General features: G+C 54.7%; 10 protein-coding genes. 7 read left to right on the top strand and 3 right to left on the bottom strand.

Annotated features, from left to right (window positions below; translation table 11 throughout):
* Positions 1-323 precede the first annotated feature (323 nt).
* Both Q0932_RS19175 and Q0932_RS19180 read left to right on the top strand, forming a co-directional pair.
* Positions 324-569 (top strand): hypothetical protein, encoded by a 246-nt coding sequence (locus Q0932_RS19175; RefSeq protein WP_299356668.1) that lies wholly within the window; start codon positions 324-326, stop codon positions 567-569.
* Between the two features lie 218 nt (positions 570-787).
* On the top strand, positions 788-2,224 hold the full coding sequence (locus tag Q0932_RS19180; RefSeq protein ID WP_083599411.1) for a DUF1214 domain-containing protein: 1,437 nt from the start codon (positions 788-790) through the stop codon (positions 2,222-2,224).
* A 409-nt stretch (positions 2,225-2,633) separates the two neighbouring features.
* On the opposite strand, the gene Q0932_RS19185 is transcribed toward Q0932_RS19180, so the two are convergent.
* Entirely contained in the window at positions 2,634-3,665 is a 1,032-nt protein-coding gene (locus tag Q0932_RS19185; protein ID WP_299356674.1) for a Hint domain-containing protein, read from the bottom strand.
* Between the two features lie 490 nt (positions 3,666-4,155).
* Between Q0932_RS19185 and Q0932_RS19190 the strand changes: the two genes are divergently transcribed.
* Positions 4,156-4,551: a nuclear transport factor 2 family protein gene (locus tag Q0932_RS19190; protein WP_299356676.1), complete on the top strand. Its 396-nt coding sequence runs from the start codon at positions 4,156-4,158 to the stop codon at positions 4,549-4,551.
* A gap of 807 nt (positions 4,552-5,358) precedes the next feature.
* Here the strand turns inward: Q0932_RS19190 and Q0932_RS19195 are convergent.
* Positions 5,359-7,410, bottom strand: coding sequence for an ASKHA domain-containing protein (locus Q0932_RS19195; protein ID WP_299356678.1), 2,052 nt, complete (start codon positions 7,408-7,410; stop codon positions 5,359-5,361).
* 241 nt (positions 7,411-7,651) lie between these two features.
* Between Q0932_RS19195 and guaB the strand changes: the two genes are divergently transcribed.
* From guaB to Q0932_RS19210, 3 genes are all read left to right on the top strand, one after another.
* Positions 7,652-9,100, top strand: a complete 1,449-nt coding sequence (gene guaB / locus Q0932_RS19200; RefSeq protein ID WP_299356680.1) for an IMP dehydrogenase — start codon at positions 7,652-7,654, stop codon at positions 9,098-9,100.
* Entirely contained in the window at positions 9,100-10,263 is a 1,164-nt protein-coding gene (locus Q0932_RS19205; protein ID WP_299356682.1) for an RsmB/NOP family class I SAM-dependent RNA methyltransferase, read from the top strand. The genes guaB and Q0932_RS19205 overlap by 1 nt, the downstream gene beginning before the upstream one ends.
* Before the next feature lie 91 nt (positions 10,264-10,354).
* Positions 10,355-12,649, top strand: coding sequence for an ATP-binding protein (locus tag Q0932_RS19210; protein ID WP_299356685.1), 2,295 nt, complete (start codon positions 10,355-10,357; stop codon positions 12,647-12,649).
* Here the strand turns inward: Q0932_RS19210 and Q0932_RS19215 are convergent.
* Complete coding sequence (locus Q0932_RS19215) at positions 12,646-13,242, bottom strand: gamma-glutamyl kinase (protein WP_299356688.1); 597 nt, start codon at positions 13,240-13,242, stop codon at positions 12,646-12,648. The two genes, Q0932_RS19210 and Q0932_RS19215, sit on opposite strands and share 4 nt — an antisense overlap.
* Positions 13,243-13,436: 194 nt before the next feature.
* On the opposite strand from Q0932_RS19215, the gene recA reads away from it, so the two are divergent.
* Complete coding sequence (gene recA, locus Q0932_RS19220) at positions 13,437-14,519, top strand: recombinase RecA (protein ID WP_299356690.1); 1,083 nt, start codon at positions 13,437-13,439, stop codon at positions 14,517-14,519.
* Positions 14,520-14,630: the final 111 nt, after the last annotated feature.

The following is a 14,630-nucleotide window of genomic DNA, read 5'->3' on the forward strand; positions in this document are numbered from 1 at the left end:
TCAACAGGCCGGATACATATGAGCGACTTCCGAAAGCGTGCAAGAAATCATTTGCGAACAGCAGCCGGTACATACATTTGGGCCGTCTATACAATGGCCCATGGCAGAAATGCGCGGTTTGCATACGTTCATGCGAAGTGAAGCATCGGTCAAGATGGGCTCATTGCCGCCATTCGCTGCTCTGTGAGCGAACATTGCCCAGTTTCTAGCGATCAACACTGAACCCCCGCGAATTACCCAAGCAGGATATGGTGCGCCATCGTCATAGATTTTCTGGTTTGCATATAATTCGAAGCGGCGAGTAAAAAAACTTTGCAGGGGCAATGACCAAAACTTTGCGCGATTTCAATTGGGGAAATTCTGCCCGCTCTTTGCCCTTCTTGAAAAACACGGTGGGCAATTCAGAAACCAAAAAAACCTCTGACCCGTTGGGGTTAGAGGTTTTTTATGGCTCCGGCGGTAGGGATCGAACCTACGACCAATTGATTAACAGGCTCTTGTTGGAAGTCGATAACAAATTGTTTCAAAAAGCTAATTCCAAGCCTCTACAGGCGAACATTCCAGACTGAGTGAGCTTATGCCAATTTAGCAAATGCACCGGGATTTAGCGCGTAGCTCCGCAATACCTGAAGGACCGCAAAGCGGACAGTGCAGCCGTTGGACTTATTTCCAGAAACGGCAACACTCTCCCCTATGCTGACCTTGCTGGTCAGTCGGCTAATGTCCGGTCTGGGTGGAATTTTGATTTGCCCCCTAAAACCTTCTTAGTTGACTTACAGAAGTGACTATGTGCTCATTTCTGAGGTCCAATTTGGAGGAGGTTTTCATGCGCTCTGTTATTCTAGTATCTGCATCAGTCATCGGACTATCCAACCCGGTTGCTGCGGAATTCAGTTCAGCACAGCATGACTTGATATCTCGGCGCGCTTGTGAAGCTGCAATCTGGGCTATGCCGGCAGTCGCTGCATATGACATCGAGCTTTCTCTACAGCGTGACGCAGGTGCCACCCCCGGCGTCGTGGGTTACATGAGCGCGCCGATGGACGCGCGTCACGGGTTTCTGACAGCAAACGACGTCACGCCCTATACTTTTTCCGGACTTACGACAAAGGACGGGCCCATAGTCATCGAAGTACCGCCTGCCGGAGAAAAGGCTGCGTTCTTTGGAACCATCGTAAACGCATGGCAAGTACCGATTGTTGATGTTGGCACCACTGGTGAAGACGCCGGTTTGGGAGGTCGCTACTTGATCCTGCCTCCAGGCTATGACGGTGAGGTGCCTGAGGAAGGCTATATAATACATCGGTCCAACACCTTTGGAGTTCACTTCGCTTTCCGGCCCGTCGCAAAGAACGGTGGAACCCATGCCGATCAGGCAGCTTATGCTCAAACACTGCAATGGTACTCGTATGGGCAGGCTGATAACCCGCCGCCGACGGAATTTGTGGACACTAAGAAAAACCCTGTAAACACTTTGCCAGTTTACGACATGACCTATTTCACTGACATGAATACAGTCGTTCAAAGAGAACCGGTTCTGGAGCAGGACAAGGTGATGATGGCAATGCTCGCTTCACTTGGCATTGTTCGAGGCGAACCATTCGAACCCGACGAAGAAACGAAATCTGCTCTTCTTGAGGGTCTTGCCTGTGCATATGACTATTTACAGGAAGTTTTTGTTACTGAGGGCGGCGGCTTCAAACAGATTTGGGGCGATCGCCAATGGGGTGCATTCGCAATAAACCCGGAGCAAGCCAAACTTGGCTTCCCCTTCGTGAGTGACACTGAAGTCCTTATTGACCAGCGGGCGGCGCAGTACTTCTATCTCACCTATCTGCCAAAAAACCTCGGAGGCGGGACCTTTTACCTTGGCGGGTTGCGCGACAGTAGCGGCGAGATGCTGAACGGCACTGATACCTACAAATTGACCATTCCCGCTGACACTCCCGCAGAGGATTTCTGGTCGGTCATCGCCTACAGTATGAAGACAAAGGGCTTTTTCCAAGGTGCCGAACGGGTGGGTTTGGCGACGCCGAACTTGCCTGATATGCAGGTAAATGACGATGGATCAGCAGATGTTTTCTTTGCGCCACAACCGCCAGCAGGCATGGAGAACAACTGGATACCGACTGGCGAAGACTTTTTCTTGCTGTTCAGGCTTTATGGCCCAACCAAGGGCTGGCTTGAAAGTGGTTGGAAGCTGCCGGACGTTGTAAGACAGTAAGGATAAATCGCGGACCTTTTTTGGCTGAACAGCCGCGCTGCAGAAGTTAGTGTTGAGTACTTCAACGGATTTTCGTGCAAAAAGCAGCGAAGGTCCGGTTTCCACCCTTACAACCAGTTCGTGCGGATTGCAGCATTTGGAAGAATGGGCTCAAACGGGACCTTAGCTGTGCGATACCCGAAGGACCGGTGAGCGGACAAGGCGACCGTTGATCAGCCGAGTGTCAACGACAACTCCCGACCCAATGCTGACCTTGGTGCAAGCCGCAGCGAATGGCAGGAAAGAACTAAGCGACAAATGCTGAGCCTCGCAAAATCCAGTACTTCGGGCGGGAATGCGGCAGTTTACATCTGTTGGTTTGGAGAACCGCCATGCGAGAGAAGCAGGCTTTGGGCATTTTGGCCAAGATTTAACCCCAGCCCACCAATTTAGCCTCAAACTTTTTCAAAATAGGATAGGCAGAATTGTTTTCAAATCCTGCATCAGAGTGAGCGTATTTCGAAAAAATCTCGAGAAACTCAGCCTTGGCTTTTAGCGCTGAACCTGAGGCCGCCCATTCGCTTAGAAGAAGAGTTTCTGCGCTCAAGCCGTTGGCTTTTACGATGTAATGACTATCAAGCAAAAGATGGAAGTACTCGACCTCATCCATTCCCTCTTCAATGATGATAGTCGATCCATTGACCATGTGCTTTGCCGCAACAAGAACGCCGGAAACTCCAAACAGAAGCTCATTCAGGGCGCTCTCACAATACACGCGATGCTGCTGTGACAGCAAAATGTCACGGTATGGTCGATTGTGCCCTAAACTGCCGGCTGAAAGCCGGACGGGTCGTAGGTGGCGTGTTTTTAACCCGCTTAGCTTAACCTTTGAACCGCCAACCCAGAGAATTGGTTTTGGGCCATCTGAAGTGGACACCCTCTGTCCTACGTGGAGATGTTCGATTGGGACAGGACCGTTCGGAGTTTGTAGAAGCGTACCAGCGACAAAACAAGGTGGGGGTAAGGGCTCTAGGTCCGTTGGGGGGGGGCTGGTTTCCCATGGGGGCCCATTTGAATACCACGGGCCATCGCCAGGAGCGTAGTTGCCATCGCCTGGGCTAATCGTGATACCATCACCGGGGCCGCCGATTAGATCAAAATCGTCATCCTTTCCCCACCCAACGGCATCAACAGCTGTCAAAGTATCGTCCACCAGTACAAGAGCGTCCCTCTGCCCAGAGGGGGAAGACATTGGCCCCAGAACTTGAAGGTAATAAATGTAGCCGTCATCTGGATCAGACACGTAGGGTACTGATGTATCGACACGGTCAGCATCAACCGGAGTTGAACCATTTCCGGAGTGGTCATACTGCACCAGAAACCAATCGGCTAAATCTTCCCCGGGCGCGGCCCGAATGAAGACTTCACCTGTATCGATATTGAACGAGCTGATTTCAGCCATACTGTTCCCACACTTTACTTGAATACATCGATAATGGACAAATTTGAACAGGATTTGACTAGATTGTGCCTTTGGTTTGTTACTTCAGACCAGTCTTTGCGGCCAGTTCATGTCCGGACGCACAGGCCCTCGTCGACCTCAGGCCTCTAATTAGTTGAACACCGTACGAAAGCCGACTTTGGGTGCGCGAGCACCGGTTCGAGCCAGATTGTGAAATAGCTGCTCCGTTTTGCATAGCAGGCCTTAGCATATCCCGGAGCAGATGTCCGCTTCCCGCCCTTCTTACAGTTCGTGCTGATTGCAGCATCCGTCAGTTTGGGCTCATTGCGGTCATTCGCTGCATCTGCGAGCAATGAAACCCGTCGAAGGTCCGGTTAGCGGGACAAAGCTGTCATCTGTGAAACGCTCAAAGATGCAATCTTGATTGCACACGAATGTCCAATTAACGTTTCTGAAATTATGCTGTTTGGCGGTTTAGTAGGATATTTTGATGACACCTGATGTGCACACAGCCCGTAGCATTGCCCAAAGCCATTGCGATGCGTGGACGAACCAGACGCCTGACGTTGTTGCTGGCCGTTATGCAGAGCAAGCAACCATGATCATGAACGGTGGTGACCCAATGGCGAGCCCATCCCAAATTGGCGATATGGTGGCAGGTTTCATGGCTGACTTTCCCGACCTCGTTCTTAGCCTCGACAAGGTTCTCGTCGCAGATCATCATATGGTTTACGCATGGACGTTCGAAGGTCACTATAAAAAGACTGGAAACCGTGTTCGCTTCTCTGGTTGGGAAGAATGGGACTTGGATGACAATCTAAACGTGATCAAGTCGCTCGGTTGGTATGATGGCGCGGATTACGAACGCCAAGTTTCGGGAACATGACGGTATGTTAGCTCTCCCAACGTTCTGAAAGCTGCGCTTGTGACTTAGGTCCGCTCTAGGCTCATTGCTTCCATTCGCCGTTCCTGCAAAGTGCCGATATCAACCTTCAGGCAGTATAGTCAATCGCACGCCAAGGTCGAGGTAGAGAATCGCGTCGAGATGGTCAAGACCTCGTGCCTCTTGCCAGAAGCTGGCAAGCGGGGCAAACTTTCCATCAATTGGACGTGGGGTGGAGTAGCTATGCTGTATACGCGGATTTCGATTTTGGGAGTCGCACTGTGCGTGGGCTCAGCAGCACATGCGCAAGATTGGACCTATGCAAAGAGTTTTTTGCATCCTGAGGTGCCTGCGGAAGCGGTTTGCTTTGGAGTCGACTCACGTAAAGGATGGCAACGCATACCGGTATCTCCCGCGCCTGAAGGGAGGCGTATGGTTTATCTGGACAAAAGCGAATTGCCCGACGACGTGGACCCGATCTATGGAGATTGGACGGTAGATCGCAATGTGTACAGTCGCGTCGACAAGATGGGGCACAGGGGCCGAGATGAGGAGTCTTTAGAGCCATACAAAGCCTGAAAGTTCGATCAGAACCAACAGTTTGGCATCGTACTTCTTCGCGTGGACAATGGGACCAATTTGGTTCCGAGGGCGGACTCCAATATTTATTCAGTTTTCGCACGCAGTTCTATGGATTTTAGGATCAACGACGCAGATCAAGCGCTTGGCGACAATGCAGGAATCATGGTTTTGTGTTTCAACGCAGATTGAGCCACTGCTGCAACAGAAATCGTGGGCAGTGTGGCGGGCTTAGCCGCGCCGCCGCCGCCGTCTGCGCCCGCCGTCTTCTGCGTCACTTCCACCGCCGCCTGTATTGAAATTCACATCCGGGATGGTGACGATGGAATTCAGGATCGGGAAGGGTTCGACCGAGTTCGGAATGGCAGAGGCATTGACGAAGTGTTCCTGAAAGCGTGGCTCGATCGCTGTCTCGATCTTGTGGATCGCTCGCACGGTGTCTTCGATCTCGGCGCGGGCCTCTTGGTTCAACAGGGCAATGCGCGCGCCGGTGCCCGCGGCGTTACCAGCTGAGGTCACCTTGTTCAGTGGTGCGTCGGGGATCATGCCCAAAACCATTGCGTGCTTGGGACTGATATGGGCGCCAAAGGCGCCGGCCAGCACCACGCGGTCCACGGCTTCGACCTCAAACTTGTCCATCAACAGGCGCGCACCGGAATATAGGGCGGCCTTGGCCATTTGTATTTCCCGGATGTCGCGGTTGGTGACCGTGATCACTGGGCCGCCATTTTCCGAGCCATCATAGACCATATAGGAATAGGTCCGCCCATCAAGGAAGCAGCGGTCCGAGCCCGTCTGCTCGGGGCTGCCGATCAGACCGGGGCCGTCAACGATGCCCATCAGGCGCATTTCAGCCACCATCTCGATAATGCCAGAGCCACAAATGCCGGTCACACCGGTAGTGGCGATGGCTTGGTCAAATCCTTCTTCGTCTGACCAGATATCGGACCCGATCACACGGAAGCGGGGTGCCTTGGTGACGGGGTCAATCTCAACCCGCTCAATGGCACCGGGGGCTGCGCGCTGGCCAGAACTGATTTGCGCACCTTCAAAGGCCGGGCCGGTTGGCGAAGAACAGGCCAGCACTTTTTCCGTGTTGCCCAGGAGGATTTCGGCATTGGTGCCCACGTCGACAACCAGAACGAGGTCGTCTGATTTGTCCGGCGCCTCAGACAGCGCCACAGCCGCTGCGTCGGCGCCGACATGGCCTGCAATGCAGGGCAGGATATAGACCCGTGCTGACGGATGAATGTTGAGGTCGAGATCATCCGCCCTCATACGCAACGCATCCGATGTGGCCAGTGCAAAGGGCGCCTGACCCAGCTCAAAGGGATCAATGCCCAGGAAAAGGTGGTGCATGACAGGGTTGCAGACAAAGACTGCGTCCACGATCAGGGCCTTGTCAATCTCGGCTTCGGCGCTGATTTGAGTGAAGAGGGCATTCATACCTTCGCGCACGGCCACGGTCATTTCATCCGAGCCACTTGCGTTCATCATCGCATAGCTGACCCGGCTCATCAGGTCTTCGCCAAAGCGAATTTGCGGGTTCATGATGCCGGATGAGGCCACAACCTCACCCGATTGCAGGTCACACAAGTGCGCGGCGATGGTGGTTGAGCCCAGATCGACAGCCAATCCATAAACCGTGCCATCATAGTATCCCGGCCAGATATGCATGATGCGGGGGGCATTTTCAGTATCGCCAAGGTGAACAGCGCATGTCACTTTCCATGCGCCTTTGCGCAGGATTGGTTGCATTGATTGTAGAATGTGCAGATCTGCATGCACGTTGTCCAACGCCCACTGGTCCTTCAGCGCCATGCGCAGGCGTTCCAGATCGCCTGATGGGTCGTGCATGTCGGGTTCCTGAACCTCGACATAGAACAGCTTGGTCGAAGGGTTCATGGTGATGTCACGGGCTTCGGCGCGTTTGCGCACAACTTGTTTGTGAACCTGGCTTTCGGGTGGGACGTCGATCACCACATCGCCTTGAACCGTGGCCTGACACCCCAGACGGCGTCCCTCGATCAGGCCGCGTTTGTCCTGGTAGCGCTGTTCGACAGAATTCCACTCGCTGAGGGCGGTGTCTTCGACCGTGACGCCATGTTTTGAGAATTCACCATAAGACGGGGTGATCTGACATTTTGAGCAGATGCCGCGCCCGCCGCATACCGAGTCCAGATCGACACCCAATTGACGGGCGGCTGTCAGGATCGGCGTGCCGGTCGGAAAGTGGCCACGTTTGCCCGAGGGGGTAAAGATCACGAGGGGATCACTGCTCATCGAATTGCACCTGTCGTCTTGTTCGCGCGTTTCAGCATATCTGGCGCGTAAGCCCACGAAAGGCAAGGAGCGGCATGGAAAGGCCAAACCGCGGCATCGCTCAAAGATTTGAGGCCTCTGGCGGGAGTATTTTCGGCAATACGAAGCCAGACGGCGGGGTGTGGCGATATTTGGGGTTTCGCAAAGGCGCTGCCCATGTAATAGGGAAGCGCCAAACGAGGTCATCCCAAGGAGATGTGTGATGGAGATTCGTGAGGCTCTCACCTTTGACGATGTTTTGCTGGTTCCTGCGGCGTCCAGTGTCCTGCCAAGTACGGCGGATACGCGCACAAATGTGACGCGGTCGATCACCATGAACATCCCTTTGTTGTCCAGTGCGATGGACACGGTCACCGAGGCCCGCATGGCTATTGCCATGGCGCAGGCTGGTGGGATCGGCGTTATTCACAAGAACCTGGATGTCGAAGCGCAATCGCGCGAGGTGCGCCGCGTCAAACGGTTTGAATCCGGTATCGTTTACAATCCGGTCACCTTGACTCGTGACCAAACCATCGCGGATGCCCGCGCCTTGGTTGAACGCTACAACTTCACAGGCTTTCCGGTCGTCGATGAAAAGGGCCGGGTCGAAGGCATCGTCACCAACCGCGACATGCGGTTCTCAACTTCGGACGACATGCCTGTCAGTGCCGTGATGACGACAAACAATCTGGCCATTCTGCATGAGCCTGCCGACCTGGAAGAAGCCAAGAGCATGATGCGCGCACGGCGGATCGAGAAGCTGCTGGTCACCGATGGTGAAGGCAAGCTCACAGGGCTTTTGACCCTGAAAGACACCGAACAGGCGGTCTTGAACCCAACGGCCTGCAAAGACGATCTGGGACGTTTGCGCGTCGCAGCCGCCTCATCGGTTGGCGACAGCGGCTTTGCTCGTTCCGAACAACTGATTGATGCAGGCGTCGATATTGTTGTGGTCGACACGGCACATGGTCACTCCGAAGGCGTAATAGAGGCTGTGAAACGCATCAAAGCCCAGTCCAACGCCGTTCAGGTGATTGCGGGCAACGTCGCCACCGCCGAGGCCACCAAGGCGCTGATCGATGCTGGCGCGGATGCCGTCAAAGTCGGGATTGGTCCGGGGTCGATCTGTACGACGCGGATGGTGGCTGGGGTTGGTGTGCCTCAGTTGACTGCAATTGGTGATTGCGCCGCAGCAGCTGGTGACACACCTGTTATCGCCGATGGTGGCATCAAGTTCTCAGGCGATTTTGCCAAGGCAATTGCCGCAGGCGCAAGCTGTGCGATGGTCGGATCGATGATCGCAGGCACGGACGAAAGCCCCGGAGAAGTCATTTTGTATCAAGGTCGTAGCTTTAAGAGCTACCGTGGCATGGGTTCGCTTGGGGCGATGGCGCGTGGGTCGGCAGATCGGTACTTCCAGAAAGACGCCGCCAGTGACAAGCTGGTGCCAGAAGGCATCGAGGGGCAGGTGCCTTACAAGGGTGCGGCCGGGGCGGTCGTGCACCAACTGGTCGGCGGATTGCGCGCGGCGATGGGCTATACCGGCAACGCCACCGTGGCCGACATGCGCAAAAACTGTCGTTTCGTGAAAATCACCGGAGCCGGGCTGAAAGAAAGCCACGTGCATGATGTGCAGATCACTCGCGAAAGCCCGAACTACCGGGTCGGCTGATGACACCGGCAGCGCGGGTTCAGACAGCGATTGAGCTGCTCGATCAGATCTTTTCCGGCACGCCTGCCGAAAAGGCACTGACGGCATGGGCACGCCGCTCGCGCTTTGCAGGCTCAAAAGACCGGGCCGCCATCCGCGACCATGTCTATGACGGGTTGCGACGGCGTCGCTCGGCGTTGCCTGCGGGGCTAGACGAGACCGGACGCCACTTGATGCTCGGTCTGTTGCATCAGGACGAGGCTAATCTGGACGCGCTGTTTTCGGGCGCAACATATGCTCCTGACGAGTTAAACGCGCAGGAGCGTGCGGCTCTGGAAACCGTTTGGCCGCTGCCCGCTGATCTTCCGGAATGGATTGTCCCAAAGATGCAAGGCGCCCTCGGCCAGGGTTTTGAGGCCTCTGTTTCGGCCATGAGGCACCGCGCACCGGTCTTTTTGCGTGTGAACCTTCGCAAAATATCGCGCGATGCAGCGATTGCGACGTTGCAGGAAGATGGTGTTCTGTGCCGTGCCTCAGAACTGGCTGACACTGCGTTAGAAGTCTTTGAAGGCCCGAGAAAAATTGCACAATCGCGGGCCTATCTTGAAGGCTTGGTGGAATTGCAGGACGCGTCCAGCCAGGCGGCTATCCAAGGGTTACCGCTTACCGAGGGGATGCGCGTATTGGACTACTGCGCTGGCGGTGGCGGTAAAACACTGGCAATGGGCGGGCGTGTTGAAGGACAGTTTTGGGCCCATGATGCGAACCCTGCGCGTCTTCGCGATCTTCCGAACCGTGCGGAACGTGCAGGCTTGAGCGTTGTAATTGCAGATCACGCTCAACTGGAAAACGAACCTGGCTTTGATCTCGTGTTCTGTGATGTTCCCTGTTCCGGCACCGGTACTTGGCGTCGTACACCTGATGCGAAGTGGCGGTTTTCACCTGAAGATCTGGAAGATTTGTTCCGGGTGCAGTGCAACATTCTGAACAAAGCGAAAGCTACTGTTAAGATTGGTGGAATTCTGGTTTATGCGACATGTTCCGTGTTGCGTGAGGAGAATGAAATCCAAGTTGAGAAGTTTGTCTCCGATAACCCTGGTTTCTCTCTATTGCATTGCCAAAGATGGTCTTTGTTGCAGGGCTATGATGGGTTTTTCATCGCCCATTTGACGCGGAATGCCTAACATCTGTATACAACCTATGGGGGAGTATGTGGATTAAGCGGCTGTTAAGCCTTTAGCCGCATTTTGGCACAAGGTTTAGCAGGAGGCCCACGTGGCATTGTCAGCCGAAGAAATGACCGGGTTACCGCCACGTGCGGTTGGCCTGACGGTTTGGCCCGGACGGATGCTCTGGGCAATGGCGGCCGTGTTGATTTTGTCGTCTGCCTTGGCCGCTCATACACAGGTGAAACTGGGGCTCGGACTGAGTGGTGGCATCGTTGTGGCCTATGCTCTGGTCATGGCCTTGCGCCAAAATCTCCGGCGCCGGCACTCTTCTGCCGTGTCTCGTGCCTTGGGGGCGATCATTGCACGTGGACCGCATACCCAATTGCTCAGCGATACACATGGGGAAATCCTAGGGTCGAATGACGGTCCGGAGCTTGAAGGCCGCAATGTCACGTCTTTGCTGTCTTCTGACATGGCCGATCCACAGGGCTTTGTTCGCGCGCTATTGCGGCGGGCAGAGGCGGAAGGCCATGTCAGCGACCGTCTGATGCTACGCTCGGGGCGGCTGGGTTTGCATGTGTCCGCTTTAGGCGAGGGCTTCTTTCAGTGGCAAATCGAACGGTTGGATGCCGAAACGCCCGGCGCGGGACCTGGTGTGCCGCGTTTGCCCATGCTGACCGTCGGACAGCGGGACTCAATCCTGTTTATGAACGCTGCCGCCCGTGACTTACTGGGGGCGCGAAAGATGGCTTTGACGGACATTTTCGGCCGTCAGCCACCGCGCGTCTGCGAGATCAATACGATTGAGACCGACGTCGGCACCCGTCATTGCCTGGTGGCCGAGTTCCCTTTGTCTGCAGGCCGGCGCGAGATTTATCTGTTGCCAACCAATGTGCCTGCAATGCAGGGCGGGGCCATTCAGTTTGACGAACTGCCCGTGCCGTTGCTCAAAGTGGGCGTGGACGGTCAAATCCTCATGGCGAACCGGGCGGCGCGCGCATTGGTCAAGTCACCGGTCAGTGCCCGCACCAACTTGTCGGACCTGATGGAGGGGCTGGGGCGGTCGATCTCCGACTGGCTGGCCGAAGCCGCAGCCGGGCATGGAGAGCATCATTCCGAGTTCTTGTTGCTCAAGCGCAGTGATCGTGAGGTCTTTGTTCAAGTCAGCCTTAACCGCATGATTGAAGATGACGAGGTGTCGCTGATCGCGGTTCTGAGTGACGCGACCGAGCTAAAGTCACTCGAGGCACAATTTGTCCAAAGCCAGAAGATGCAAGCGATCGGACAGCTTGCAGGTGGCGTTGCGCATGATTTCAACAATCTCCTAACCGCAATTACCGGTCATTGTGATCTTTTGCTGCTGCGTCACAGTCAGGGTGATCCAGATTTCGGAGACCTTGTTCAAATCAATGAAAATGCCAACCGGGCCGCGGCCCTGGTCGGGCAGCTGCTGGCGTTTTCGCGAAAACAGAACCTCATGCCCGAAGTTATGGATCTACGTGACACTTTGGCGGATTTGACCCATTTGCTGAACCGACTGGTCGGAGAGCGGATTACACTCACGTTGTTGCATGATCCAAACTTGCGATCCATCCGGGCTGACAAACGGCAATTGGAACAAGTCCTGATGAATCTCGTCGTCAATGCCCGCGATGCAATGCAGGACGGCGGCGAAATTACGATTCGCACGGAAAGCCTGGTGCTCGAGGCACCGATGGAACGGGATCGTGCAACCGTTCCGGTGGGCAAATACGTCAGTGTCAAAGTTGCCGATGAAGGTTCGGGCATTCCGGCCGACAAATTGGCGAAAGTGTTTGAGCCATTCTACACAACCAAACGCACCGGTGAGGGCACTGGGCTTGGGTTGTCGATGGCCTATGGCATTGTGAAACAGACGGGCGGCTACATCTTTGTCGACAGTGTGGAAGACCGCGGAACCACCTTTACACTGCTGTTTCCGGCGCACGAACTTTATGAAGCAGCGGCGCCCAAGCCCAAAGCGGTGGAAGATCGCGCCCCAAGCAAAGACCGCAGTGGCGTGGTTCTTCTGGTGGAAGACGAAGCACCCGTGCGCAGCTTTGCGTCACGCGCGCTTCGATTGAACGGGTTTACCGTGTTGGAAGCTGGAACCGGGGAAGAAGCCTTGCAAATCCTCGAGGATCGCGATCTTCACGTGGACCTGTTTGTCAGCGATGTCGTGATGCCGGGGCTGGATGGCCCGGCCTGGGTTGCACAGGCGCGCGAGCAACGACCAAAGACACGTGTTGTGTTTATGTCAGGCTACGCCGAAGACAGCTTTCCAGACAAAAAGGCCAAGATCGAAGGGTCGGCATTCTTGCCAAAACCGTTCTCTCTCAAGGACTTGACTTCTATTGTTCAAGCGCAATGCGCGCCAATCTAGGCAATGCTGTCATAGAGATCGAACTCTTCAGAGCACTTTCTGCGCAACTTGGTTTCGATCCGTGGCGACAGGCTGAGGTCCATCTGCGGTGAGACGTTCTCCTGTTCCAGCGCGATCTTCATCTGCAGTCGGTCTTCCAGAAACCTAATGAACCCCGGCTGGTCTTCGTAACGGAACAAGTGCGTCACCGCGGTCCCGTTTGGCCGCGGCTCAAGAAACTTGGCCTGACTCCCGACATTCGCAAATGAGGGGCGGTCGCCTTTGGTATAGGCATCAACAAAATCATCAAAGCTAAGATCGTGTGTCGAGTTGCTCTGACCTTTCATGAAAGGCCGGCGCCGGTACCGATACCAACTACCCAACCAACTGACCGGTTCGCGCATCACCGCCACCGTTTCCATGTTCTCTTCTTTGCAGGCTTTCTCGAACATTGGGCGAAAAAAACGGTTGTAACGATAGACCGGCGCATGTTTCAGCTCGGGCGGATCCGAGATAATCATCGACGCCTTGGGTCCCAGAGCGGTTTCCAAAGCAGTGGTCCCGGTCTTGGGGACCGAAAGAAGAACAAGCTTTTCTTTCCAGAAAACAAGCATTTGCCAGCCTCAATATCGTGTTTTTGACATTATTTCTTGTGTGTAAACTACTCTTTAACTGTTCCACGAAAAAGTAAATTTAAGAAAAATCTATTGAAATGTTCTTGTTTTGATCTCATAAGGTTTGAGAACAATATGAGAACACAGGCAATCATTGCCGCCGCTGGCGGCGTGTGGAATAAGGGAGCAACCCCATGGCAACGGCAGAACTTTTTGAAATGAGCAGCAAGAAAACCGCAGACAAGCAAAAGGCGCTCGACAGCGCATTGGCCCAAATCGAACGTCAGTTCGGCAAGGGGTCCATTATGAAACTCGGGGCCGACAATCCCGTACAAGAAATTGAATCGACGTCGACCGGTTCTCTGGGGCTGGATATTGCCTTGGGTATTGGTGGCCTGCCCAAAGGCCGCATCATTGAAATTTACGGACCTGAAAGCTCGGGCAAGACCACGCTGACGCTGCATTGTGTGGCTGAAGAGCAGAAAAAAGGCGGAGTATGTGCCTTTGTCGACGCAGAACACGCGCTGGACCCGCTTTATGCCAAAAAGCTTGGCGTTGACCTGGACGAGTTGCTGATTTCCCAGCCAGACACTGGCGAGCAGGCGCTTGAGATCACAGACACTCTGGTGCGCTCGGGTGCGGTGAACATGGTCGTCGTAGATTCGGTGGCCGCTCTGACACCGAAATCGGAACTTGAAGGTGACATGGGCGACTCAAGCGTTGGTGTTCAGGCCCGCCTGATGAGCCAGGCTATGCGTAAACTGACCGGATCGATCGCACGGTCAAACTGCATGGTGATCTTTATCAACCAGATTCGGATGAAGATCGGCGTAATGTTCGGCAGCCCTGAAACAACGACGGGCGGTAACGCTCTGAAATTCTACTCCTCCGTCCGGCTCGACATTCGCCGCATTGGCGCGGTCAAGGATCGCGATGAAATCGTTGGCAACGCCACCCGCGTTAAGGTCGTCAAGAACAAGGTCGCGCCTCCGTTCAAGCAGGTTGAGTTTGACATCATGTATGGCGAGGGGATCTCGAAAAACGGTGAATTGCTGGATCTGGGTGTGGCCGCAGGTGTTGTGGCCAAGTCTGGATCGTGGTTCAGCTATGGCGACGAGCGGATTGGGCAGGGTCGTGAAAACGCCAAGCAGTTCCTGCGAGAAAACAAATCAGTCGCCTATGAGATCGAAGACAAAATCCGTGCAGCACACGGGTTGGATTTCGATATGCCCAAAGGTGAAGAAGACAATGATGTCCTGATGGAGGACGACGGCTAAGCCCGCCTGTCTCCGTCAACGGGTCTATTGTCCCGAGCGTAACAATGGGCCACTCCAGATCGGAGTGGCCCTTTCCTTTTTTGCAAGGCGTGCTTGCGGATGTTTTGACAT

The sequence above is a fragment of the uncultured Shimia sp. genome, assembly GCF_947498095.1.
Taxonomy (GTDB): domain Bacteria; phylum Pseudomonadota; class Alphaproteobacteria; order Rhodobacterales; family Rhodobacteraceae; genus Shimia.